We start from the raw sequence: 24,532 nt of genomic DNA on the forward strand, positions 1-24,532 counted from the left end.
GCGGGGAACTGCGCAATCTTTTGGGGGCGCGAGGAACTGCGCGACCAGCCCCCACTCACCCGCACACACCGAACGACCCGGGCCGAACCGAATCAATCCAGCAAGGTCAGAGCCTGCTCCGCCGCATCCCGAACCCGCCCGGGATCGGCCGACGCCTTGCCGACCACCCGAAGCCCCTGCATCAACACCAGCAACATCCGAGCCAATGCCCGAGGATCCCGATCCTCCGCAAGCTCCCCCTGCGCCTGCGCCCGCACGAGCGCCGAGTGCATCAGCGTCTCGACGTGATCCCAGCTGTGCTCCACGCGAAGGGCCGCCGCGGCATCGTGAGGCGCGAGCTCGGCCGCCGTGTTGGTGACGAAGCAGCCCGCCGCCCGGCGGGCGTCGTCCGCGGCCTCGGCGGCGAACCGCCGCACCAGCGCCCGTACGGCGGGCAACGCGGCCCCCGCCTGCGACAGCTCGTACAGCATCAGCGCGTCGCGCGACTCCCCGTACCGGTCCAGCGCCTTCAGGTACAGCGCGTGCTTGTTGCCGAAGGTCGCGTAGATGCTGGCGCGCCCGATGCCGAGATGCTCGACGAGATCCGCCATCGACGTCGCCTCGTAGCCGCGCCGCCAGAACAGCTCCAGGGCCGACTGCAGCGCGGCGTCCGGATCGAACTCCTTGGTCCTGGCCACGTACCGCAGCCTAGACCTTTCTGAAACGATCGGTCAATATCAAACCCGCCGCCTCGCCGGGCAAGCCCTAGAGCGCCCGCACCTCGTACGTCGCCACCCGCACCGTCTCGTCGTCCAGGCACTGCCCCGACTCCAGGTCGAACCGCTGCTTGAGGAGCGGCGAGGCGACGAACGGGCGCCCCTGATGCGTGCCCGTCAGCCCGCGGGAGAGAACGGCCGCGCCGGAGAACGGGTCGCGGTTGTCGATCGCGTACATGCGGCCCGTGCGGTCCAGGAAGAGCGCGACCTGGTGGCCGTCCGGGAGCAGTGCCGCCACCCCGCGGCCGGGCATCAGCAGGGACAGGTCGCAGACCGTGAACCAGCCGTCCGTCAGCTGGAGTTGGACCGTGGTGGCGGTCGTCGTGGTCGTCTCGGGGGCGAGGGTCATCGCTGGGCGCTTCCTTCCAGGGGGCGCGTGCCGATGGTCAGCAGCGGCAGGTCGGGCTTGATCTGGTCGCGCTCGGGGACGAAGCCCACGACCGGGTCGGGGGTGTCCGGCGCGTTCACGAAGGAGACGAAGCGGGAGAGCTTCTCCGGGTCGTTGATGGTCTCGGCCCACTCGTCGCGGTAGGCCGCGACATGCGCCGTCATCAGGGACTCCAGCTCCTCGCAGATGCCCAGTGAGTCCTCCACGACCACCTCGCGGATGTGGTCGAGGCCGCCCGGGATCCGCTCCAGCCAGGTCGAGGTGCGCTCAAGACGGTCGGCCGTGCGGATGTAGAACATCAGGAAACGGTCGATCAGGCGGATCAGTTCGGCGTCGGAGAGGTCCTGGGCGAGCAGGTCGGCGTGGCGCGGGGTGGCGCCGCCGTTGCCGCCGACGTACAGGTTCCAGCCGTTCGCCGTGGCGATGATGCCGAAGTCCTTCGACTGGGCCTCGGCGCACTCGCGGGCGCAGCCGGAGACCGCCGACTTGAGCTTGTGCGGGGAGCGCAGACCCCGGTAGCGCAGCTCCAGGTCGATCGCCATCCGCACCGAGTCCTGGACGCCGTACCGGCACCAGGTCTGCCCGACACAGGACTTGACCGTCCGCAGCGACTTTCCGTACGCGTGCCCGGACTCGAAGCCCGCGTCCACCAACCGGGCCCAGATCAGCGGCAGTTGCTCGACGCGCGCGCCGAACATGTCGATCCGCTGACCGCCGGTGATCTTCGTGTAGAGGCCGAAGTCCCGGGCCACCTCGCCGATCACGATGAGCTTCTCGGGGGTGATCTCGCCGCCGGGGATGCGCGGCACGATCGAATAGGAGCCGTTCTTCTGGAGGTTGGCGAGGAAGTGGTCGTTGGTGTCCTGGAGCGAGGCCTGCTCGCCGTCCAGGACATAGCCGTCGGCGCCGATCGTGGGCGCCAGCGAGGCGATGATCGAGCCGACCGCGGGCTTGCAGACCTCGCAGCCGTCGCCGCCCCGGGCGCCCTCACGCCCGTACCGGTCAAGGAGCTGCCGGTACGAGGTGATGCGCAGGGCGAGGACGATCTCGTACAGCTCCTCGCGGGTCTGGGAGAAGCAGCCGCACAGGCCCTTGTCGACCTCGACGCCGCTCGCCTCCAGTTCGGAGGTGACCAGCTGGCCGAGGACCTTGACGCAACTGCCGCAGCCCGTACCGGCTTTGGTGCACTTCTTGACCTCGGGCACGGTCGTGCACTCGTGGTCGGTGACCGCTCCGCGGATCGCGCCCTTGGTGACGTTGTGGCAGGAGCAGATGATCGCCTCGTCCGGCAGCGAGGACGGGCCGAGCTGGACGGGCGCGCCGGCGCCGGCCGGGAGGACGAGCTGTTCCGGGGAGATCGGCGGGACCGAGCCGGTGAACGCGCGCAGCGTGCCGTACGCCTCCGCGTCGCCGACCAGGATGCCGCCGAGCAGTTCGCCGTTGCGGCCGATGACCAGCTTCTTGTACGTGCCGGAGCGGGAGTCGGAGTAGACGACGTCGAGGCAGTCCTCGGCCGTGCCGTGCGCGTCGCCGAAGGACGCCACGTCCACGCCGAGCAGCTTCAGCTTGGTGGACAGGTCGGCGCCGGTGAAGGACGCCTCGTCGGTGGCGATGGTCGCGGCGGCCGTCTCGGCCTGCTCGTAGCCGGGCGCGACCAGGCCGTACACCCGGCCGTCCGCCGCGAGCGCGCACTCGCCGATCGCGAACACATGCGGGTCGTTCACGGTCCGGCACTGCTCGTCGACCGTGATGCCGCCGCGCTCGCCGACCGTCAGACCGCAGTCGCGGGCGAGCTGGTCTCGGGGGCGGACACCGGCCGAGAACACCACCAGGTCGGTGGCGAGTTCGGAGCCGTCGGACAGCTTCATACCGGTCACGGCGCCCGAGGCGTCCGTGACGATCTCCTGCGTACCCACCCCGGTGTGGACGCTCAGGCCCATGTCCTCGATGGTGCGCAGCAGGGCCGCGCCACCCCCGTCGTCGACCTGTACGGGCATCAGGCGCGGCGCGAACTCCACGATGTGGGAGGTGAGTCCGAGCCTCTTCAGGGCGCCCGCCGCCTCCAGGCCGAGCAGACCGCCGCCGACCACGGCACCGGTCGTCGCCCTCGACTTCGCGTACTCCTCGATCGCGAGGAGGTCCTCGATCGTGCGGTAGACGAAGCAGCCCTCGGCGTCCTTGTTCGGCACCGGCGGCACGAAGGGGTAGGAGCCGGTGGCGAGGACGAGCGTGTCGTAGTCGACCGCCAGGCCGGAGCGGGCCGTCACCCTCTTCGCGGCCCGGTCGACCGTCTCGGCCGGGTCGCCGATGTGCAGCTCGATCCCGTGGTCCTTGATGAACTCCATGTCCGTCATGGACAGTTCCTCGGGAGTGGTCCCCGAGAAGTACGAGGTCAGCTGCACGCGGTCGTACGCGGGGCGTGGCTCCTCGCACAGCACGACCACGCGGTGCGTGGCGGTCAGGCCGCGCTCGGCGAGCGCTTCGAGGAAGCGCTGGCCGACCATGCCGTGGCCGACGAGCACGATCGTGGGGGTGGCCTCCGTGGCCTCCGGGGTGGCGGTCATCAGGAGCCTCCATCGTTGGTGAGCAGGTGGAGCAGGGGGCCGCCGTCGGAGGGCAGCGGCTCTGCTCCCTCCCAGGCGCGGGCGAGCGCGCCGACGGTGCCGAGCTCGCCGACGAGCACCCCGCCGACCAGGCGGTCGTCGCGGACGACGACCTTGCGGTAGGTGCCGCGGGTGGCGTCGGTGAGCTGGATGACGTCGTCGCCGGGAAGCGGGGTGTGCTCCCCGAAGGCGGCGAGGTCGAGAGGGGTGCCGGAGGCGAGGGCGGGGCGGGCGAGGGTGAGACGGGTGAGGGCGCGGGTGCCGGTGTAGCCCGCGGGGGCCCCGGCCGAGCCCGCACCCGGGGCCGCGTCCCTGTCCGCGTCCGGGTCCGCCGTGGCCAGCAGCTCGGCCAGGACATCGGCCTGTTCGAGGGCGGGCGCGGCGAGACCGTAGACGTTTCCGTCGTGCTGCGCGCAGTCGCCGATCGCCCGGATGCGCGGGTCGGAGGTGCGCAGCTCGTCGTCGACGATGACGCCCTTGTGCACGGCGAGCCCCGCGTCCTGGGCGAGGCCCACCCTCGGGTGCACCCCGCAGGCCAGTACCACCAGGTCGGCGTCGAGCGCGTACCCGTCGGCCATCTCGACCGAGCGGACCGCTCCGCCGACACAGCGCACATCGCGCACCCGGCACTCGGTGTGCACCTCGACGCCGAGGTCCTTGAGGTGCCGGAGCACCAACTTGGACGCGGACGGGTCGAGCTGACGCTCCATCAGCCGCTCGGACTGCTGGGCCAGCACCACCTGCGCACCACGCTCGGCGAGCGCGCGGGCCGCCGAGACACCGAGCAGTCCGCCGCCGATGACGACGGCCCGGGTGTCCGGCCGTACGGCCTTGGACAGGCCGAGGCAGTCGTCCATCGTGCGGAACGCGTGGACGCCTTCCGGCAGTTCGTGCCGGTCGGGACCGAACAGGCCGCGCAGGGGCGGAAGTACCGGGTTGGAACCGGTGGCCAGAACCAGCGTGTCGTATGCGATCACCGAGCCGTCGGCGAAGTGCACCAGCCGCTCCGCGCGGTCGATGTGCACCGCCCGGCCGCGGGTCAGCCGCTCGGGCGTCGGCAGCGCGATGACCTCGGGGGCGTACCGCCCGGCCAGGACCTCCGCGAGCAGGACCCGGTTGTACGGGGTGTGCTCCTCGTCGCCGACGAGCACGGCGGACATGCCGAGCTCTCCGAGCCTGCGGGCGAGCCGTACGCCCGCGAGGCCGGCGCCGATCACCACCACACGCGTATTCGAGGTCATGCATCGCAGCGTGCGGTGCCGGTGTTACCCGGTCGCATCACCACTGTTTCCCGCGGGGAACGCTGCCCTCAGCGGGGCCGGGGCGCGGATGTGAGGGTTCTCGACGGGCGGGGCGGGGGCACGGTGAGGTCGCCCGGCACGGGCCCGGGGGTGCGGGTATCCCCACCCCCGGGCTCCGTGCGAGCACCATCGACCTCCGGCTCCGGCCGCGGCAGCCTTGAGAGGCCCGACCCCGGGTCGATGTGATGGCCGACCGTAGGTTGACGACATGCGCAGACCGACCGCCGCGCTCGCGCTCGACGTCCTGAGGCGTCCGGCCGCCGCCTTCGCCCCGAAGGCCCTCGCCGTACTCCTCCACGCCCTGATCGCGCTCCCGCTCGCCCTCGTCGGCTTCGTGCTCACGCTCGTGGGGCTGGTCGTCGGCGGAGCCCTGTCCGTAACCACGCTGGGCCTGTGGCTGCTGGCGCTGACCGTGCGGGGGGCGCTCGCGCTCGGTTCGGTCCAACGGGCCCTGGCGCGAAGCCTGTTGGGGCTGGACATCGAGGAGCCGCCGACTCCTCCCGCGCGGGGCGTACTCGGCAGACGGCGGGCCCTGCTCCTGGGCCGGGCCGGCTGGCGGGCCGTCGGCTGCGCGCTGGCCACACCCTTCACGGCCGTCCTCGGGTTCGCCGCGGTCCTCGGCGCGTACGCGTACGGAGCCCAGACCGCCCTGCACCCGCTGCTCAAGCGCTGGAACCACCACACCGTGCGCGACGGCGACTCCGTACGGCACGTGTCGATCGAAGTCCTCGGCGTCCAACTCGACTCCTGGCCCCGGTGGTTGATCCCGATGGTGGCCGGACTCGCCCTCCTGGCCGCCGCCCCCTGGCTGCTGCGGCACGCCCTCGCCCCGCACCGCGCGCTGCTCGCCGCCACGCTCGGCCCGAGCGACGCCGAGCGTCGCATCCGCACACTGGAGGAGACACGCGCCCAGGCCGTGGACGACGCGGCGGCGACCCTCCGCCGTATCGAGCGCGACCTGCACGACGGCACACAGGCCCGGCTCGTCGGGCTCGCGATGCATCTGACGATGATCCGGGAACTGGTCGGAGCGGACGCCGACCGCGAACGGCTCCTCGCCGTCGTCGACACCGCGCAGGGCAACGCCAAGCAGGCCATCGCCGACCTGCGCCACCTCGTCAAGGGCATCCACCCTCCCGTACTGGACCAGGGCCTGGACACGGCCCTCGCCACCCTCGCCGCCGACAGCGCCCTGCCCGTCGAGGTCGTCACGGACATCGAGGCCCGCCCCGCGCCCGCCGTCGAGTCCATCGCCTACTTCTGCGCCGCGGAACTCCTCGCCAACACGGCGAAACACAGCGGGGCGGCCGGCGCCACGGTCACGGTGACCGCCCGCGCCGGGCTGCTGCGGCTCACCGTCCACGACGGCGGACGCGGCGGCGCGGCGATCGGCGCGGGCTCCGGACTCACCGGCCTGCTGACCCGCGTACGGACCGTCGACGGCACGCTCACCTGCGACAGCCCGCCGGGAGGCCCTACGGTGGTCACGGTCGAGCTGCCTTACTGATCACGGGGGCCACATGCGCGTTGTCATCGCCGAGGACTCCGCCCTGCTGCGCGACGGGCTGGCCCAGCTCCTCCAGCTGCGGGGCGTCGAGGTCGCCGCGGCCGTCGGGGACGCCGACGCGCTGCTGGCCGCCGTGGCCGAGCACCGCCCGGACGCCGCCGTCGTCGACATCCGGCTGCCGCCGACCCAGACCGACGAGGGCCTGCGGGCCGCCGTACGCCTGCGCGCGGACCACCCCGGCACCGGGGTGCTGATCTTCTCCCAGTACGTCGAGACGAAGTACGCCGCACAGCTCCTCGGCACCAACCCGGGCGGCGTCGGCTACCTGCTCAAGGAACGGGTCGTCGACATCGGGGAGTTCGTGGACGCGCTGGAGCGGGTCGCCGCCGGCGGTACCGCCCTCGACCCGGAGGTCGTCGCCCAGCTCTTCGGCGCGAGCCGCCGCGCGAGCGCCCTGGACGCCCTCACGCCCCGCGAACGCGAGGTGCTCGCGCTGATGGCCGAGGGCCGTACGAACCACGCCGTCGCCACGTCCTTCGGCGTCTCGGAACGGGCCGTCGAGAAGCACATCGCCAACATCTTCACCAAGCTCGGCCTGCTGCCCTCCGACACGGGGAACCGACGGGTACTGGCGGTCCTGCGCTACTTGGAAACGGCGGGCTGACCCCTTCGTCCACCGTTGCCCCGAACCTCTGAAGATCCTCAAGGTTCACAGGATTCATGGACGGCACATCTACCTCGTCCATAGGGTCGCGATCATGCCCGACATATCGCTGACCATGGTCGTCGTCCTGTGCCTGACCGCTCTCGCGGCGGGCTGGATCGACGCGGTGGTGGGCGGCGGCGGTCTCCTGCTGCTCCCCGTACTGCTGCTCGGGCTGCCGAACTCGGGCTCGGCCGCCCAGTACGCGCTCGGCACCAACAAGGCCGTGGCGATCGTCGGCACCACGGGCGCGGCGGTGACGTACGCGCGCAAGGCGCCCGTGGACGTCGGCACGGCCGTACGGATCGGCCTCGCGGCGCTCGCCGGGTCGTCGGCCGGCGCGCTGGTCGCCGCCGGGATGAGCACCGACGTGCTGAAGCCGGTGGTCATGGTCGTCCTGCTCGGCGTCGGCGCCTTCGTGATCCTGCGGCCCGCCTTCGGCACCGCGCCCTCGACCGCGCCCGTCACCCCGCGCCGCGTCCTCGCCGCGATCGGCCTCGCGGGCCTCGGCATCGGCTTCTACGACGGGCTCGTCGGCCCCGGCACGGGAACGTTCCTCGTGCTCGCCCTGACCGCGCTGCTGCACCTCGACCTGGTGACCGCCTCCGCCACCGCGAAGATCGTCAACTGCTGTACGAACGCGGGAGCGCTCGCGATGTTCGCCTGGCAGGGCACGGTGTACTGGCAGCTGGCCGCCCTGATGGCCGTCTTCAACCTCGTCGGCGGGATGGTCGGGGCGCATACCGCCCTCAAGAAGGGCAGCGGGTTCGTCCGGGTCGTGCTGCTGACGGTGGTCTTCGCACTGGTGGCGAACCTGGCGTACCAGCAGTGGCTGGCGTGATTCACCGGTGGCGTGTCCGCCGGCGGCGAGATCGACCGGTGGCGTGATTCGGCGATGACGTGATGGGGCGATGACGTGACTCAGCGGCTGCCCGTCAGGTGGGCGAAGACGACCACGTTGCCCTGGTAGCCCGTCGCCTCCGAATAGCCGCCGCCACAGGTGATGACACGCAGCTCGGGGCGGTGCGCGGCCCCGTACACCTTCTCGTCCGGGAAGTCCCGGGCGTCGTACGCCTCGACCGCGTCGACCGAGAAGAGGGCGACCGTGCCGTCGCGGCGCTCGACCTCGATGGTGCTGTCCTTCTCCAGGGCGCCGAGACGGTAGAAGACGGCGGGTCCCTCGGCGTTGTCGACATGGCCGGCGACGATCGCGGTGCCCGTCTCGCCCGGCGCGGTACCGGCCTCGTACCAGCCGGCCAGGTTCGCCCGGTCGGACGGCGGCACGTCGAGGCTGCCCTGCGGGGTGAGGCCGAGGCCCAGGAGGGGGGCGTCCACCCGGATCGAGGGGATACGGACACGGTCGGGCGCGGCGGGCGGCAGCGCGGCGGCCGCGGGCCGGTCCAGATGGGCGCCGGCGCGCCCCTGCGCGGCCGAGGGCTGCGGCGGGGCATGCGTCTGCGCCCCACTGCGCAGCAGCCAGGCACCGGAGAGGAGGGCGACGAGGGTGACGGCGACCATCGAGATGGTGGCGAACCGGTGCACGTACGTCTCCTCTCCTGGGTGCCTCGGTGACAGGGGGCTCGGGGGCTGAGGGCTGGGAGGGTCTGGGGGGCTGGAGGCTCCCGGGATCCTCGAATCTTCCCTGTCCCGTGTCCCCCTCCGGGACGCGAGGGGCGTCGGGCCCGGAGGGGGAGGGGACGGCGGTACCGGCGGACGGACAGCGGAGGGTGTCCGTCAGATCCCGTCGCCTCTCGCCCGGCGATGCAGGAGCCAGGTACCGCCCGCGGCGGCGACGGCCAGGGCCGCCACTCCCGCCGCGGTCTGCACGGGGTCGGGGCCCAGTGCGCCGCCGACCCCCGTCTTCACGCTTCCTCTCGGATGGACCTGCTGCCCGCTCTCCTCGGTGGAGGTGAGCGTGACCACCAGGTCGCCGGTCATCCGCTTGCCGCTCGAACAGCGCGCGACGATCTCGTACGTGCCGGGCTGGGCGGACGGCGGTACCCGGAACTGCCCGACCGCGTCGCCCTCGTGCGCGCTGGGCAGCAGCGTGAAGGCACCCGCGCCGACGGCACCGGCGTCACCCGACACCGCGTCCGTCGCGCCGCACGCCGCCGTGTTCACCGTGACTTCGGCGCCGGGCGCGACCGTGGCGGGGTACAGCTCGATGGACCCCGTTCCGACGCCGTACGCGGGGGCGGCGGTGAGGGCCACCGCGGCGACGGCGAGCGCGGTACCGGTCAGCGGACGGGCTGTGCGCATCGTTGCTTGCTCCTCCGAGAGGGCACGACCCGCGGCACCCCCATGTGCCGCTGCGTCGGTCATGCCCCTGCCCTACCGAGGAAAGTGGCAGTCGGGGACCCACGCCTCCTGATGAGGCGTCAGAATTGATGTGAACGGGTGTCAGGTGGAGGTTCCGAGCGGGCCGTCCGGGGATGTTTCGGCAGGTCATCGGCGTGTCGCCACCACATCCGCAAAAAGAACCCGAACGGAACGGGCGGCGCGTGTGAACGGGTGACCGGTCGCCGCGGGCGGCCACCCGACCGGCCGACTTGACCTGAAGTTTGGTTGAGGTATGAGGCTGGGTCGCATGAACTCCACCACAGAGGTACCAGTCCCCCTCCCCGCGCCCGCCTCCCTCCCGGCGGCCGTGTCCCTCCCCGAGCCCCTGAGGATCGCCGTGATCGTCGGGAGCAACCGGGAGGGCCGGTTCGGTCCGGTCGTCGCGGAGTGGCTGCTGAGCCGGATCCGGGACCGGGCCGACCTCGCGGTGGACGTCGTCGACACCGCCGACGTACACCTGCCGACGGCCCTCTCCCACTCCCCGTCCGCCGAGGTGACCGCCGAGCTGGGCAAGGTCACCCCCCACCTGGCCGCTGCCGACGCCTTCGTCGTCCTCACCCCCGAGTACAACCACTCCTTCCCCGCGTCCCTCAAGACCCTCATCGACTGGCACTTCCACGAGTGGCGCGCCAAGCCTGTCGCCTTCGTCTCCTACGGCGGGCTCTCGGGCGGCCTCCGCGCCGTCGAACAGCTCCGCCAGGTCTTCGCCGAACTCCACGCCGTCACCGTCCGCGACACGGTGTCCTTCCACAACGCGGGCGCGTCCTTCGACGACAAGGGCCGCCACAAGGACCCCTCCGCGCCGGACGCGGCGGCGAAGGCGATGCTGGACCAGCTGGCGTGGTGGGCTCTGGCACTGCGGGAGGCGAAGTCGGTCCGGCCGTACGGGGGCTGACCGGAACCGAGTCTCAGAGCCGGGCCCCGCCCTCAGCGCTGGTCCCGGCCCAGGGCTCGTGTCTCAGGACCCGGCCCCGTACTCGGCCAGCGCCTCCGCCACCGCCCGGTGCGCCACGGTGGCGAGTACGGGATTCGTTACCCGGTAGTGGTGCTCCGCGACCAGGCCGAAGCACAGGGCCCAGCCCCGTCCCCGTGCCCAGGTCGCGTCGTCGACCTCGGCCGCCTCGCGGAACAGGCCGCGGGTCTCCGGGGTGAAGACGGCCCAGGCGGCGAGTACGTCGGCCGCCGGGTCGCCGACGCCGAGGCCGCCGAAGTCGATGACCGCGCCGAGGCGGCCTCCGTGGGCGAGCAGGTTGCCCGGCAGGAGGTCGCCGTGGAGCCAGACCGGGTCGCCGTCCCACTGGGGGAGCCGCAGCGCCTCCTCCCAGGCGGCGGTCGCGAGGTCCGCGTCCAGCGTGCCGGCCGCGCCCAGGTCGCGGATCGCGGCACGGACGTCGTCCTCACCGTCGTCGGTGAGTGGCCCGCCACGCCAGGACGGCGGCCCGCCGGTGGCGTCGACCTTCCGCAGCGCCGCGACGAACCGTCCCAACTCGACGGCGGCGTCGGCGAGTTCGGCCCGACCGCTGAGAGGAGCGTCGTAGATGTTGTCGCCGTCCAGCCAGCGGAACACACCCCACGGCAGCGCGTACCCCTCGCCGGGCGTCCCCTTGGCGAGCGGTACCGGAACGGCCAGCGGAAGGTGCGGCGCCAGCAGCGGCAGCCACCGCTGCTCCTTGTCCACCTGCCGGGCCCCACCGGGCAGCCGCGGCAGTCGTACGACCATGTCCTCGCCCAGCCGGTACATGGCGTTGTCGGTTCCGGCGGAACGGACCTCCCGGACGAGCAGCTCCGCCCACTCGGGGAACTGCTCCGCCACCAGTCGGCCGACGAGCGCAGCGTCGATGTCGAGTTCGTCGGCGTGCATCTTCGTCTTCGGTGGCATGGGTCTCCGTAGGTCGGGCGTGGGCAGTCGTGATCGGCAGTGATCAGTCGTCGGGCAGTCTTCAGGGGCGGAGCGGTCAGGAGACGAACAGGCCCTGGCCGGCGCCGATCCGGTGGATCTCCTCCACCGGATACGGGGTTCGCCTGCTCTCGTTCTGGAGTGTGCGGCTGAAGTCCGCGAACACCGTCGCCAGCGGCGCGTATCGCGTCACGATCGCCGCGGCGGCAGCGGGGAGTTCGGCGGGGTGCGCACCCTGGGCGCAGGCGCGGATCATTTCCTCGCGGTCGTCCCTCCCGTACTCGTAGACGGCGGTGATCAGCCATTTCACCAGGTAGGTGATCGTGTAGCAGCGGTCGTACGTCCGGTGCCGCTCGAAGAAGCGGGTGTGTTCCGGGGAGAGGCCGAAGCCGGAGGACAGGGCCAGGCCGTAGTCCGCGAAGTACAGGCGGCGGCCGTCGGTCAGGATGTTCTCGAAGTGGGCGTCGAAGTGGATGAGCCCGCGCGAGTTCATGAAGGACGTGCCCGCGTGCAGGGCCTCGTCCACCCAGGAGCACGCCCGGTCCGCCGACTCGCCGCCCTCCCGGATCCGTTCGTCGAGCCACTGGTGCAGGGTCCGCGGCACGTACTCCAGGAAGAGGGTGAGGCTCGCCGAGGCCCCTCGGAGCCCTTCGAGCCGATGACGCACCTCCGGGCTGCCGTCCCAGAACGCGACGACCCGGTCGACGTCGGCCAACTCCTCGGGCAGAGCAGACGGGTCGTCCGATTCGCCCGAGTTGTCCGGGTCGCTCGCATAGTCCGGCAGTACGCGCCAGTGGTACGTCAGCGGAAAGCCCTGGAAGTCGTTCGCGAGCACCCAGTTCGTGGTCATCTCGTGCACGGCCAGTTCCTGCCAGGCTCCGAAGCCGGGCCCGCCGATGCCGTAGTGGCAGATGGCGGGCAGCCCGTAGACGTTCGCGGTCGACCGCACGTTCTTCGGCAGCGTGTCCGCCGCGGTCAGGGGCACGCGTTTGACGAAGACCTGGGTGCCGTCGACATCCAGGAGCGCCGACCGTCCGCCGATGCCGGAACCGAGAGGTGCCGCCCCGCGTACGAGGGCGTTCAGTTCGTCGTCGCCGTACTCGGCCAACGAGGCGGAAACGGCGCTGTACGTGGCCAGGCGCACGCCGTGCGACCTGCTGGATGTGTCACTCCGGTACCGGGAATCGGGCATTGGATCAGAGTTCCACAGGGGCATGGCCGGGGACACCGGAAATCGCCACGGGATGATCTCGGGGCCCGGACCGCTCTATGTTGCTTGGACAAAGGGCGGAGGGGCCGGTCTCGCGGGCCTCAACAAGGCCGCGCAGGCGAGGAGTTGGATATTGGACATGGGCGCGCAGGACAGGCCGGACGTACGGGATGCATCGGACGTATCGGATGCGCCGGGTGCTTCAGACGCATCGGGTGGACCGGACGCGCAGGACACGGCCAAGAGGCTGCGGGCGATCGGTGACGAGCTGTCGGACCGTTTCTACGAGCGGGCCGACGTGGTGCGGACGCTGGTGGTGACGTTGCTGGCCGGACAGCACTCGTTGGTGCTGGGCCCGCCCGGGACGGCGAAGTCCGAGCTGGCCCGGGAACTCACGGGCAGGTTCGAGGGGGCGGCCTACTGGGAGATCCTCCTGTCGAAGTTCACCGCCCCGACGAGGATGTTCGGCCCCGTCGACGTCGCCGCGCTGGCCCGGGGCGAGTACCGCCAGGTCTACGACGGCCGTGCCACGACCGCGCACATCGCGTTCATCGACGAGATCTTCAAGTGCTCGACGGCGGCGCTGAACGAGACGCTGGGCTTCCTCAACGAGCGGATCTACCACCCCGAGAGCGGCGGCGAGCCGATCCGCTGCCCCCTGATCGGGGCCATCACGGCGAGCAACGAACTGCCGAGCGGGGAGGACACGGCCGCGATCTACGACCGGCTGCTGGTGCGGATCGAGGTGGGCTACCTGGCTGACCCCTCGAACTTCGCCGCGCTGGTCCGCTCCGCCGTGGGCCGCCCGGCGGCAGCGCCCCGGACCACCGTCGGACTGGCCGCGCTGCAGCACGCCGTGACCCGGGCCGTCCCGGCCGTGGATGTCCCCGACGTGATCGTGGACGCCGTGTGCACCCTGCGGGCCGCCCTGCGCCGCAAGGAACTCGTCGCCTCCGACCGCCGCTGGCGACAGGCGGTGGGCCTGCTCCAGGCGTCCGCGTACCTCGACGGCCGCCCGGCGGTCGCCGAGACCGACCTGTCGGTGCTGACCCATGTGCTGTGGGACTCCCCGGCCGAGCGCCCGACCGTCGAGCGCGAGGTGCTGCAACTGGTCAACCCCGACGCCAAGGAGGCGCTCGACCTGGCCGACGACATCGAGGAACTGGAGGCCCAACTCGACGCCATGGCAGGGCAGTCCCGCGAAGCGCTGAGCGAGTGGGTCATCAAGAAGGCCCACAACAAACTCGCCATGGCGGGCAAGCGGCTGGAGAAGCTGCGCGAGGAGGCCGCGGGCGCCGGCCGCTCCACCGCCGCCATCGACCGGGTCACCGGCCGCCAGCGCGCCGTCCGCGCCCGCGTCCTCACCGAGGCCCTCGGCATGGACGCGAGCATGGTTCAAGCGCAGCTCTGAACACCGGGGGAGGGGTCAGGACGACCATGGGTGAGGCACCGAGCACGCTCGACGAACTGGCCCGCCGGGCCGGGAAGTGGCTGAGCCTGTCCGCCGCCGCTACCCAGCGGCACACCGCGGCCGTGGCCGCGGACCGGTTCGACCGGATCACCTGGCGCGACACCTACGAGCAGTCGGCCGCACTGCGCGAACTGGCCGAGGAACTGAACGAGCGGTACGACCACACTCACCGGGACGTCTACGACCACACTCACCGGGACGCCTACGGCCGAACGCACCAGGACGCCCACGGCCGCAGCCGCCAAGACGCCCACGGCCGCCCCTCCGCCCGCCCCTCCACCCACACCACGGACCTCCTGACCGACGTGTTCCTGGCCGCGTACAAGGTCAACCCGCGGTTGCGCGAGCGCACGGAGATGGACGCCTCCCGGCTGGTAAACCACCAGGTCATCACGTCACTGGTGGAGTCACCGGAGTTCGCCGAACTGCGCCGGGAAACGGCCGGCGACCCCTACGCCGCCGCCATGGCCGTCCTCGCCCAGGCCACCGCGCTGCGCCGGATGCTGGAGGCCACCCGGGACGCCCAGGACAAGGCCGAGCAGGCGAGAGAAGCCCAGCAGGACACCGAACGCGCGGCGACCACCGTCGCCGAGGCACTCCAGCAGGCAGCCGCCGAGACCGCCGAGACCGCCGGGGCCGCCGAGGCCGACGAGGACGGCGCCGCGCCGACCCCGGACGGCGCCGCCGCCGTACAACGGACGATCGAAGCCGCCGAGGCGGCCCAAGCCGCCGCGGGGCAAGCAGCCCAAAGCGCCGCACAAGCCCTCACCACAGCAGCCCCCGGTATCCGCGCAGCCGCGCGGCACGCGGCGGCGAAGGCAGCTGAGGGCGCCCGCGCCGAGGCCGCGCTGATGCGGGCATGGGGCGTCGGCCCCGGCGAACTTGAGCGGATGCCGTTCGACCGACGGGCCCGCCTCGCCGAGCGGTTGCGCACCAGCCGTCTCGCCGAGTGGGCCGAACTCATCGGCCGTTTCCGGCAGATGGCCGACGGCGAGCGCGCCCGCAGGGTGGAGAACGCGACCGGCGAGCTGGTCGGTGTCACGCTCGGCAACGACCTCTCCCGCGTCATCCCCTCCGAGCTGGCCAACCTCGGCCTGCCCGCCCTGCGTGCGGTGTTCGCCGCGCGCTACGCCGCCGGGGAGCTGATGCTCTACGACAGCCAGGGGGAGCAGACCACCGGCCGGGGCGCGATCATCGCGTGCGTGGACACCTCGCACTCCATGTACGAGGCAGGGCCCGGCGGAATCACCCGGGAGGCCTGGGCCAAGGCGTGCGCCCTGGCACTCCTCGACCAGGCCCGCCACGCGGGGCGTGACTTCGTCGGCATCCTGTTCTCCGCCGCCGACAAGCTCAAGGTCTTCCGCTTCCCGGCCGACCGGCCCGCAGACATCGCCCATGTCCTCGACTTCGCGGAGACCTTCCTCGGCGGCGGCACCAGCTACCAGAGGCCGCTGTCGGCGGCCGGCGGCCTGCTGGAGGAGGAGTTCAACGACGCCGCCCGTATGCGCGGTGACATCGTGATGCTCACCGACGACGACTGCGGCGTCACCCAGGAGTGGATGCGCGGCTGGAACGACGCCAAGCACCGGTTGGGCTTCCGGGTCTTCGGCGTGGCCATCGGCGCCCCGCGCGTCGCGGAGGCCGACTCGGTCCTGGACGCCCTGTGCGACAACCTCCGCGCCGTCGAGGACCTCACCGACGTCCACGCCGCCGCCGACCTCTTCCGCGTGATCTGATCTTCTCTGGCCGTCAGGGACGGGCGTACGGCCGGGTCATGATCTCCATGTTGTGGCCGTCCGGGTCGGCGAAGTAGGCGCCACGGCCGCCGAACAGGTCGTTCGTCCGGCCGGGTTCGGTGTGGCTCGGGTCCGCGTAGTACGTGACGCCGAGGACATCCAGGCGGGCGATCATGGCGTCGAAGCGGGTGTCGGGCACGAGGAACGCGTAGTGCTGGGGCTGGATGGGCCCGTCCCTGAACGCGTAGTAGTCGAGGGTCACGCCGTTGCCGAGGTCGATGGGCAGGAAGGGCCCGAAGGGGGCGCCGACCTTCAGCTCCAGGACCGCGGCGAGGAACTCCGCCGACAGGTGCCGGTCCGTCGCGTGGACGACGGTGTGGTTCAACTGGACTGTGGTCGTGGGCAGTTCGGAGGTGTTCGGGTGCCGCTGGGCATGTGACATCGGTGAGGTGTCTCCGGGTCTTTTGAGTGCGCGTCGAAGGGCGCGTGTGAACTGGCCCATGGACGCTCAGGGACATGGCGCACGCCTGGGCGGCGCGGCTGCTGCAAAGACACGGAGAAAGGGCGGGGCTCTGGCCCGCCTCGCGCTCACGCCGAGGCCGGGAACCCCACTCGTGCATGGCTCAAGGCCGACCCGGCAGTCACCCGACCGACCTTAGTGTCGGGCCGGGGGCGGGGCAACGCGGTTTCTCGTCCGAGCCACAGGGGGCTCCCACCTCTTACCGCGCTGCCTCGCCCCGCCCCGCTCCACGGGCCCGGTGTCAGTTCACGGACACCGCCGACCAGGCCGCCCCCACCGCCCGGTACTCCGCACTTCCCGCCCCGTACAGATCCTTCGCCGCGCTCAGCGTGGCGACCCGCGCGCCCGCGTACTTCGTCGACGACGTCATGTAGACCGTCAGTGCCCGGTACCAGATCGCGCCGAGCTTGGCCTTGCCGATGCCGGTCACCTTCGCGCCGTTGCACGTCGTGCCGTTGTGGGCGACGCCGCCGATGGTCTTCGGGCCGCTGCCCTCCGCGAGCAGGTACGCGAAGTGGTTGGCCACGCCCGAGGAGTAGTGGACGTCCAGGTCACCGACCGCGGAGGTCCAGCAGTCCGCGGAGTTGCCGTCCTTGGAGGGCTGGTCCATGTAGCGCAGGGCGGAGCGGCCGAAGCCGGACTTCACGATCTTCTCGCCGATCCGCCAGTCCCCGGGGTCGGCGGGGTTCTTGGCGTAGAACTCCACCAGCGTGCCGAAGATGTCCGACGTCGCCTCGTTCAGACCGCCGGGCTCGCCCGAGTACGTCAGCGCCGCCGTCTTGGACGTCACGCCGTGCGACATCTCGTGCCCGGCCACGTCCAGGGACACCAGCGGCCCGAAGGTCTTCCCGTCACCGTCCCCGTACGTCATGCAGAAGCAACTGTCGTCCCAGAACGCGTTGTTGTACGCGCTGCCGTAGTGCACCCGGTTGTACGAGCCCTTGCCGTCGCCCGCGATACCGGTGCGCCCGTGGACGTTTTTGTAGTAGTCCCAGGTGGTGTCGGTGCCGTACTGCGCGTCCACCGCCGCCGAGGCACGGCTCGAAGTCGCCCCGGTTCCCCAGTGGTTGTCGGTGTCGGTGAGAACGGGCGCGGGAGCACGCTGGTAGCAGATGATGAGGATGCAGGAGTCCGTCTTGTTCTTCGTGTCGCCCGTGTACGTGTTTCCCCGTGTGGGGTCGGAGAGTTGGTACGTCGAACCGGACCGTGTCGTCTCCAGCGGGACCTTGCCGCTGTAGAGGGAGCGGCCGTCACCGGTCGCCGTCTCGATGCTGTCCCAGGCGTCGATCTGCTTGCCGGTCACCGCGTCGGTGAGGACCACGCGGGCGACGGGGTTGCCGAGCGAGTCCTTGCCCCCGGCCTCGGTGCGCCAGGCCAGCCTGGGAGTGCCGTGCAGGGCGTCAACGACCAACTGGGGCTTGGCCGTTATCCTGCGAAGCGTCTCGCCGACGTTCGCCAGGCGCAGTGCCGCGGCGGCCAGGTCGGCGGCCTTCGGGGCGGACACCGAGGGTGTGATGCTCGCGAGGGAGAGCGGACGCGTGGTGGCCCGGTCGGCGGCCCGGTAGTCGCCGTCCGCCGTCAGGTGGACCACGAAGTCGCCGCCCAGCACGGGGAGTTGGCGGTACGTCCGGTCGTAGCGCACATGCTGTGTGCCGTCCGCGTCGACGACCACGTCACGGGCCTCGGTGTCCTGTGCGGAGGTGAGGCCCAGTCGGGCGGCCTGGTCGGCGAGCACCGCCGCCGCGTTGCCGAGGACGGTGTCCCGGGTCGGTCCGTCGGCCGTCACCGCGCTCGGGGCCAGCGCCCCCGCCAGCAGAGTGGTGGCCGCCGCCGATATACCGACGGTGGCGAGGCGCGAGCCTCGGATGTGCCGTGTCCGACTCATCGAACTCCTCGGGAAGGCACGCGAAACGCGTGGTGGTGGGGGGAGTGGGGAGTGGCTGGTGGGGGGTGTCCGCACAGTTCTAGGTGGCCCGGACCTGGCATGTCCATAGCGGACTGCCGGGGGATGTGTGAGGGGTGAGAATCGTTTCTGCAAAGGTCCGGGCACGCCGGGAGAGCCCGGTGGGAGCAAGCCCGGAGAGACCGGGGAGAGCAAGCCCGGAGACACCGGGGAGAGGAGACCACCGGGTGAGCGGCCGACTGCCCTTCTTCGTCTACGGGACCCTGCGCCCCGGCGAGCACAACCACGACCTCTTCCTGCGCGGCCGTACGCGCTCGGAGGTGCCGGGGCGGCTCACCGGCGCGGTGCTCTACGACGGTCCGGGCTATCCGTACGCCGTCGAGGAACCCGGCGGCGTGGTGTGCGGGGAGCTGGTCACGGCCGACCCCGACCAGTACGGCCAACTCCTGGGCGTCCTCGACCGGTTGGAGGAGTACGCACCGGGCGACCCCGGCAACCTCTACGAGCGCGTGGCCAGAGAGGTGACCCGCGAGGACGGCACGGACGTACGGGCCTGGGTGTACGTGGCGGCCCCCACGGTTGCGGCAGCGCTGCGGGCGCGGGGCAGGCGCATCGACGGGGGCGACTGGCGGACACGCTGAGGCCCCGGCCGGACGCGGCCGCCCGAACCGCCCCCGGACTCAGCAGTCCGGGCGCCGGTCTCCAGAACGGAACACGGCGTCGGCCTCCAGGGACGGAGCTGCGCGCCGGTCTCCAGAACGGAACACGGCGTCGGCCTCCAGGGACCGATCCGGGCGCCGGACCCTAGGGACGCAGCCGTGCCGCCAGTACCGCCACATCGTCCTCCGCCGTGCCGCCCGGGACGAGACCGGCCAGGAGGACGGCCAGCTGGTCTTCGAGTGAGCGGCTGCTGGGGAGGCGCTGGCGGGTGAGGCGGCCCAGCCACTCGTCGACGTCCTGTTCCCGGCGCTCCACCAGGCCGTCGGTGTAGAGGAGCAGGGTCCGGTCGGGAGCGCAGCAGCCGGTGACCGTCTCGTAGCCGCCGAACCCGGTGCCCAGGGGCGGGCCCACCGGGACGGGGAACAGGCTCACCCTGTCGTCGGCGTCCAGGATCGCGGGCGGCAGATGGCCGGCGCTGGTGTACAGGCACTCACCGCTCGGCGGATCGGCCAGGACGAGCAGACAGGTGGCGGGACGGTCGGTGCCGGAGCGGGTGATCAGTTCGTCGAGGTGTTCCAGCACGGTGTGCGGCGGCAGGTCCTCGGCGGCCACGACGCGCAGCATGGCCCGGTAGTGGCTCATGGCCACGGCGGCCTCGACGCCGTGGCCCATCACATCGCCCATGGCGAGCAGCGTGCGACGCCGGGGCATCGGTATGACGTCGTACCAGTCACCGCCCACCAACGCGCTGTCCCCTGCGGGCAGATAGCGCGTGGCCACCTCGATCCCGGGGTGGGGGCACAGCCCTTCGGTGAGCAGCGCGCGTTGCAGTTCCACCGCGATGCCGTGCTCACGGGCATAGCGGCGGGCGTTGTCGAGGCCGATCGCGGCGCGCCCCACCAGGTCCTGGGCCATCACCACGTCCTGGTGCTCGAAGGGCGGCGAGTCCCCGACCCTGACGAGCACGACCACTCCCATCAGATTGCCGCGGGCGGTCAGCGGCACGACGAGGTCGGAGTGGACGCCGACCGCACGATGGGCCGGAAAATGCTCCATGTCCGGTATGGAACGGCTCAGTTCCTCGGCGCTGAGCTGGTTCTCCACCACCGGACGGCCGCCCGCCAGACAGCGCTGGACGCTCGACCCGTGCCGGTAGCGCAGCTGTTCGCCCACGATCGCGCTGATCTCCACCAGATAGTCCTGGAGATGGGGCACGGCCGCGACCCCCGCCATACGCAGCAGGATCGGACCGTGCCGCTCGGGCGGCGGACGGTGTTCGGGGAGGTGCTCCGAGCCGTGCGGGGCCGGGTACATCATCACCGCGGCCATGTCGGCGAGCTCCGAGGAGAGGAAGTCGGCCAGCTCGGCGCAGGTGTCGTCGACGCGGAGCGTGGTGCCGATGCGGGTGGCGGCGCGGTCCAGCAGCGCCAGCCGTTTCCGTACCCGCTCCAGCTCCCGGTGCTGATGCCGTACGCCGTTGATCACCATGATGACCACGGCCACGCCCACGACGTCCCCGTCGGCCTCGAGCCGGTGGTACGCGCCGCGCCAGCTGTGGTGTTCCAGGCCCGCCCCGGAGAGCGTCACGCCGTCGTTGATGCCCTCGCGGGAGCGCCCGTCGGCGAGCACCTCACGCAGTACGCCCTTGCCTCGGCCGGTGAACGGAAGTACCTCCTCGACGGCCCGGCCCAGGTGTTCATGGGCCGGCTTCCCGCTGAGTCGGGCCAGCGCCGGGTTGACGTACAGATAGCGGAGTTCGGGATCGAGGATGCCGACACAGGCGGGGGTCGCGTCCAGCACCCCCAGCAACAGTCCGTCACCCAGGCGGTCCATGCCCCCATCCTGAACCGAGGCGGACACCCGCGCACGTCGGAGATACCCCGGGGCGGCATGACCTGTGCCCCGTCAGGGGCGCGGGGAACTGCGCGCTCGGTCACGACGAACCCGCACCCGACCTACAAGCTCAGCCCACCCCCTCCACCCTCTCCACCCGCACCGCACAGGCCTTGAACTCCGGCATCCGCGACGTCGGGTCGAGCGCCGGATTGGTCAACGTGTTGGCCCGCCCCTCGCCCGGCCAGTGGAACGGCATGAACACGGTGTCGGGCCGAATGGAGGTGGTGATCCGCGCGGGCGCGACGGCACGTCCACGCCGGGACACCACGGCCAGTGGCTCCCCCTCCACGGCCCCGACCCGCTCGGCCAGCCGAGGATGCAACTCCACGAACGAACCGGGCGCGGCGGCGTTCAGCTCGTCGACCCGCCGGGTCTGCGCACCGGACTGGTACTGCGAGACCACCCGCCCGGTGGTCAGCAGCACCGGATACTCCTCGTCCGGCTCCTCCGCCAACGGCCGATGGTTCACGGCGACGAACCGCGCACGCCCGTCGGGGGTGGCGAACCGATCGAGAAAGAGTCGCGGCGTACCAGGATGAGCACCCGGTTCCTGGACCCCACCCTCCCGATCCTCGGCGGAGCCACCCGCGGAGCCACCCGCGGAGCCACTCGTTGATCCACCCGCGGAGCCATCCACTGAGCCGCTCCCGGAACCCTCCGCCGAGCTGTCCGCCGAGCCGTCCGCCGGACACGGCCAGAAAACCCCGTTCTCCTCCGCCAGACGCCGATACGTGATGCCCGAGTAGTCGGCGGGCCCGCCCGCGCTGGCCCGGCGCAGTTCCTCGAAGACCTCCTCCGGGTCGGTGGGGAAGCCCTTCTCCACGCCCAGCCGGTCGGCGAGTTCGTGCATGACGTGCAGATCGCTGTGGACGCCCTCCGGAGGAGTGATCGCCTGCCTGCGCAGCAGGACCCGCCCCTCCAGGTTGGTCGTCGTGCCGCTCTCCTCGGCCCACTGGGTGACGGGCAGGACGACGTCCGCGAGCTCGGCCGTCTCGGACAGCACCACATCGGCGACCGCGAGGAAGTCGAGGGACTTCAGCCGCTCCTCGACATGGGCCGCCCGAGGCGCGGACACCACCGGGTTCGACGCCATCAGCAGCAGCGCGCGGATGTCCGTACCCATGGCATCGAGCAGCTCGTACGCGCTGCGGCCGGGCCCCGGCAGCGAGTCGGGGTCGACGCCCCAGACCTCGGCGACGTGACGGCGGGCCGCGGGATCGTCGAGCTTGCGGTAGCCGGGCAACTGGTCGGCCTTCTGGCCGTGTTCACGCCCGCCCTGCCCGTTGCCCTGCCCGGTGAGACAGCCGTACCCGGAGAAGGGCCGCCCCGGACGCCCGGTCGCCAGGCAGAGGTTGATCCACGCGCCGACGGTGTCCGTGCCCTTGGAGTGCTGCTCGGGCCCGCGCGCGGTGAGCACCATCGCGGACTCCGGCTCGCAGAACATCCGTACCGTCTCCCGGAGTTGGGGGACGGAGACGCCCGTGATCCGCTCCACGTACTCCGGCCAGTGCGCCATCGCGGCGGCCCGCGCCTCCTCCCAGCCGCTGGTGCGCTCCTGGATGTACGCCTCGTCCGTACGCCCCTCCGCCACCACCAGGTGCAACAGCCCCAGGGCCAGGGCGAGATCGGTGCCGGGGCGGGGCGCGAGGTGCAGGTCCGCCTGCTCGGCGGTCCGGGTGCGGCGCGGGTCGATGACGACCAACGTGCCGCCGTTCTGCTTGAGTTCGGTGAGATAGCGGAGCGCCGGCGGCATGGTCTCGGCGAGGTTGGAACCGACCAGGACGACGCACCCCGTCCTCGGGATGTCCTCCAGGGGGAAGGGCAGCCCCCGGTCCAGGCCGAAGGCCTTGATGCCACCGGCCGCCGCCGAGGACATGCAGAAGCGGCCGTTGTAGTCGATCTGCGAGGTGCCGAGCACGACCCGGGCGAACTTCCCGAGCGTGTACGCCTTCTCGTTGGTCAGCCCGCCCCCGCCGAACACCCCGCACGCGTCCGGGCCGTGCTCCGTGCGCGTGCGGGCCAGCTCCTCGGCGATCCGGTCGAGCGCCTCGTCCCAGCCGGCCGGCTCCAGCACTCCCGCCCTGCGGATCAGGGGCGAGGTCAGCCGCACGCCGGGGGAGAGCAGTGCGGGCGCCGTACGGCCCTTGCCGCACAGGGCGCCCCGGTTCACCGGGAAGTCCGGGCGCTCCGTCACCTCGACCGGACTGCCGCCGCCGTCCGGCGTGGGCGTCAGATTCATGCCGCACTGCAACGCGCAGTACGGGCAGTGGGTGGGCGTGGCGGTGGTCTGCATACCGGTCAGCGTGCGTCGGCCGTGTTTCGCGGCGCGACGCTCCCCGTTACACGGCAGGCACGGGGACCTCCCCGCCGGGATCGGCGGGACGTGAGGACGTCCCGCCGGCCCGCTCAGGAGCAGCGCTCACTCAGCCGCTGGTTCAGCACACGTACGCGTAGTACGGGACGTCGCCCGGGTCCAGACCGATGCGTCCGACCCCGCCGGGGCCGATCTGGATACAGCCCGGGTCGAAGCCGTCGACTTCGACAGTGGCCTTGATCGTGTAGTTGCACACGTTGTGGATGTCGGCCCAACCGTCGCCGTAGGCACCGAGCTTGGCGCATCCCGGCTCCTTCGCGGCGTCATCGTCCGCCACGGCGGTTGTCATGGCGGCCGGAACCGAGAACAGCGCGGCCGCCATGGCGGCGACGAAGGCGGTACGCAGACCAGTCATCATGTGTCCTTTCTCGTGGGCCCGGTTCGGATCCGAGCCCCTGAAAAAGACACTATCCGTAATCAGTTGACTACAGAGTGCTGCGGAATCGGTTTCACGCGGCAGGGTGAGCGGTCCGCGTCAAACCAGGCGGCCCACGTGATCTGCGTCTCGTCGACTATCGGCCACCCGCCGCCAACGCCCGTTCCACGCCCGGCTCTTGGGGCCCGAGGAAGTGGGGATCCGGCTCGAAGACCGCGTCCAGGAGTGCCTTCCCCGCCGCGAGGACCTCCCGGGCGCCCCCGTAGTACCAGGTCGCGTCGTGCACGGCGTCCACCCCGACCCCGTACGACGTGACGCCCGCCTCCTCGCAGAGCGCGACCGCCCGCCGGATGTGGAAGCCCTGGCTGATCAGCACGGCCTTGTCGACGCCGAAGATCTTCTTGGCGCGAACGCAGGAGTCCCAGGTGTCGAAGCCCGCGTAGTCGCTGACGATCCGCGCGTCGGGCACGCCACGATCCGTGAGATACGTGCGCATGGCGTCCGGCTCGTCGTAGTCCTCGCGGCTGTTGTCGCCGGTGACCAGAACCACCTCCACGCGTCCGTCCCGGTACAGCTCGGCCGCCGCGTCCAGCCGGTGCGCGAGATACGGCGACGGCTCACCGCGCCACAGCCCCGCCCCGAAGACGACCGCCACCTCGGTGCGCGGCACGTCCGCCGTGGTCCGCAGCCGGTCGCCCGTGACCACGTACATCCACGTCGACGGGAGCAGCGCGAGGACACACCCGGCCATCACGGCCTGCACGGCCCGGCGCTGCCCCGTCCGGGTGCGCGGCAGGCGTAGTCGCGGCAGGCGCGGTCTCGGCAGTCGTGGCCGCGGCAGCTTCGGACGACGCATCGGGCGGTCCCTCCCCAGGTGGCCTCGACCCTGAGG

Annotated in this window: 21 protein-coding genes; 7 read left to right on the forward strand and 14 right to left on the reverse strand. The window is 71.7% G+C overall.

The window, feature by feature from the left end; genetic code table 11:
* Positions 1 to 92: 92 nt before the first annotated feature.
* The 4 genes from JEQ17_RS31500 to JEQ17_RS31515 form a co-directional block, all read right to left on the reverse strand.
* A complete protein-coding gene (locus JEQ17_RS31500) occupies positions 93 to 677 on the reverse strand; it encodes a TetR/AcrR family transcriptional regulator (RefSeq protein WP_200398292.1) in 585 nt (194 codons plus the stop codon).
* Between the two features lie 67 nt (positions 678 to 744).
* Positions 745 to 1,104, reverse strand: coding sequence for a nitrite reductase small subunit NirD (gene nirD / locus JEQ17_RS31505; protein WP_200398293.1), 360 nt, complete (start codon positions 1,102 to 1,104; stop codon positions 745 to 747).
* Positions 1,101 to 3,707 (reverse strand): nitrite reductase large subunit NirB, encoded by a 2,607-nt coding sequence (nirB, locus tag JEQ17_RS31510; protein ID WP_200398294.1) that lies wholly within the window; start codon positions 3,705 to 3,707, stop codon positions 1,101 to 1,103. Before nirB ends, nirD begins: the two co-directional genes overlap by 4 nt.
* The gene (locus tag JEQ17_RS31515) at positions 3,707 to 4,987 is read right to left on the reverse strand and encodes an NAD(P)/FAD-dependent oxidoreductase (RefSeq protein WP_200398295.1); all 1,281 of its coding nucleotides are present in this window, start codon (positions 4,985 to 4,987) and stop codon (positions 3,707 to 3,709) included. Before JEQ17_RS31515 ends, nirB begins: the two co-directional genes overlap by 1 nt.
* A 268-nt stretch (positions 4,988 to 5,255) precedes the next feature.
* Between JEQ17_RS31515 and JEQ17_RS31520 the strand changes: the two genes are divergently transcribed.
* From JEQ17_RS31520 to JEQ17_RS31530, 3 genes are all read left to right on the forward strand, one after another.
* A complete protein-coding gene (locus JEQ17_RS31520; RefSeq protein WP_200398296.1) occupies positions 5,256 to 6,554 on the forward strand; it encodes a sensor histidine kinase in 1,299 nt (432 codons plus the stop codon).
* A 13-nt stretch (positions 6,555 to 6,567) separates the two neighbouring features.
* On the forward strand, positions 6,568 to 7,218 hold the full coding sequence (locus JEQ17_RS31525; RefSeq protein ID WP_200398297.1) for a response regulator transcription factor: 651 nt from the start codon (positions 6,568 to 6,570) through the stop codon (positions 7,216 to 7,218).
* Between the two features lie 94 nt (positions 7,219 to 7,312).
* Positions 7,313 to 8,098, forward strand: a complete 786-nt coding sequence (locus JEQ17_RS31530) for a sulfite exporter TauE/SafE family protein (RefSeq protein ID WP_200398298.1) — start codon at positions 7,313 to 7,315, stop codon at positions 8,096 to 8,098.
* Positions 8,099 to 8,178: 80 nt separating this feature from the next.
* On the opposite strand, the gene JEQ17_RS31535 is transcribed toward JEQ17_RS31530, so the two are convergent.
* Both JEQ17_RS31535 and JEQ17_RS31540 read right to left on the reverse strand, forming a co-directional pair.
* The gene (locus JEQ17_RS31535) at positions 8,179 to 8,775 is read right to left on the reverse strand and encodes a class F sortase (RefSeq protein WP_200401827.1); all 597 of its coding nucleotides are present in this window, start codon (positions 8,773 to 8,775) and stop codon (positions 8,179 to 8,181) included.
* Positions 8,776 to 8,991: 216 nt separating this feature from the next.
* Positions 8,992 to 9,516, reverse strand: coding sequence for a hypothetical protein (locus tag JEQ17_RS31540; protein ID WP_200398299.1), 525 nt, complete (start codon positions 9,514 to 9,516; stop codon positions 8,992 to 8,994).
* Between the two features lie 328 nt (positions 9,517 to 9,844).
* On the opposite strand from JEQ17_RS31540, the gene JEQ17_RS31545 reads away from it, so the two are divergent.
* Positions 9,845 to 10,492 carry an NADPH-dependent FMN reductase gene (locus tag JEQ17_RS31545; RefSeq protein ID WP_234048448.1) on the forward strand — a complete coding sequence of 216 codons (648 nt, stop codon included), beginning with the start codon at positions 9,845 to 9,847 and terminating at the stop codon, positions 10,490 to 10,492.
* Between the two features lie 63 nt (positions 10,493 to 10,555).
* Here JEQ17_RS31545 and JEQ17_RS31550 read toward each other — a convergent pair whose 3' ends face one another.
* Positions 10,556 to 11,476, reverse strand: coding sequence for an aminoglycoside phosphotransferase family protein (locus JEQ17_RS31550; RefSeq protein ID WP_200398301.1), 921 nt, complete (start codon positions 11,474 to 11,476; stop codon positions 10,556 to 10,558).
* Positions 11,477 to 11,552: 76 nt separating this feature from the next.
* Positions 11,553 to 12,686 carry a protein kinase family protein gene (locus JEQ17_RS31555; RefSeq protein WP_200398302.1) on the reverse strand — a complete coding sequence of 378 codons (1,134 nt, stop codon included), beginning with the start codon at positions 12,684 to 12,686 and terminating at the stop codon, positions 11,553 to 11,555.
* Positions 12,687 to 12,843: 157 nt separating this feature from the next.
* Between JEQ17_RS31555 and JEQ17_RS31560 the strand changes: the two genes are divergently transcribed.
* Positions 12,844 to 14,115 (forward strand): AAA family ATPase, encoded by a 1,272-nt coding sequence (locus JEQ17_RS31560; protein ID WP_234048449.1) that lies wholly within the window; start codon positions 12,844 to 12,846, stop codon positions 14,113 to 14,115.
* A gap of 26 nt (positions 14,116 to 14,141) precedes the next feature.
* Entirely contained in the window at positions 14,142 to 15,911 is a 1,770-nt protein-coding gene (locus JEQ17_RS31565) for a VWA domain-containing protein (protein WP_234048450.1), read from the forward strand.
* 13 nt (positions 15,912 to 15,924) lie between these two features.
* Here JEQ17_RS31565 and JEQ17_RS31570 read toward each other — a convergent pair whose 3' ends face one another.
* Entirely contained in the window at positions 15,925 to 16,353 is a 429-nt protein-coding gene (locus tag JEQ17_RS31570; protein ID WP_200398303.1) for a VOC family protein, read from the reverse strand.
* A 319-nt stretch (positions 16,354 to 16,672) separates the two neighbouring features.
* Complete coding sequence (locus JEQ17_RS31575) at positions 16,673 to 18,316, reverse strand: M4 family metallopeptidase (RefSeq protein WP_200398304.1); 1,644 nt, start codon at positions 18,314 to 18,316, stop codon at positions 16,673 to 16,675.
* A 245-nt stretch (positions 18,317 to 18,561) separates the two neighbouring features.
* On the opposite strand from JEQ17_RS31575, the gene JEQ17_RS31580 reads away from it, so the two are divergent.
* Positions 18,562 to 18,975: a gamma-glutamylcyclotransferase family protein gene (locus JEQ17_RS31580; protein ID WP_200398305.1), complete on the forward strand. Its 414-nt coding sequence runs from the start codon at positions 18,562 to 18,564 to the stop codon at positions 18,973 to 18,975.
* Positions 18,976 to 19,138: 163 nt separating this feature from the next.
* On the opposite strand, the gene JEQ17_RS31585 is transcribed toward JEQ17_RS31580, so the two are convergent.
* The 4 genes from JEQ17_RS31585 to JEQ17_RS31600 form a co-directional block, all read right to left on the reverse strand.
* Positions 19,139 to 20,827: a SpoIIE family protein phosphatase gene (locus tag JEQ17_RS31585; RefSeq protein WP_200398306.1), complete on the reverse strand. Its 1,689-nt coding sequence runs from the start codon at positions 20,825 to 20,827 to the stop codon at positions 19,139 to 19,141.
* Between the two features lie 130 nt (positions 20,828 to 20,957).
* Positions 20,958 to 23,183, reverse strand: a complete 2,226-nt coding sequence (locus JEQ17_RS31590; RefSeq protein ID WP_200398307.1) for a molybdopterin oxidoreductase family protein — start codon at positions 23,181 to 23,183, stop codon at positions 20,958 to 20,960.
* A gap of 142 nt (positions 23,184 to 23,325) precedes the next feature.
* Positions 23,326 to 23,619 carry a hypothetical protein gene (locus JEQ17_RS31595; RefSeq protein WP_200398308.1) on the reverse strand — a complete coding sequence of 98 codons (294 nt, stop codon included), beginning with the start codon at positions 23,617 to 23,619 and terminating at the stop codon, positions 23,326 to 23,328.
* Positions 23,620 to 23,776: 157 nt separating this feature from the next.
* A complete protein-coding gene (locus JEQ17_RS31600; protein WP_200398309.1) occupies positions 23,777 to 24,496 on the reverse strand; it encodes a SanA/YdcF family protein in 720 nt (239 codons plus the stop codon).
* Between the last annotated feature and the right edge of the window lie 36 nt (positions 24,497 to 24,532).

It is taken from the genome of Streptomyces liliifuscus (assembly GCF_016598615.1).
In the GTDB taxonomy this organism is placed as follows: domain Bacteria; phylum Actinomycetota; class Actinomycetes; order Streptomycetales; family Streptomycetaceae; genus Streptomyces; species Streptomyces liliifuscus.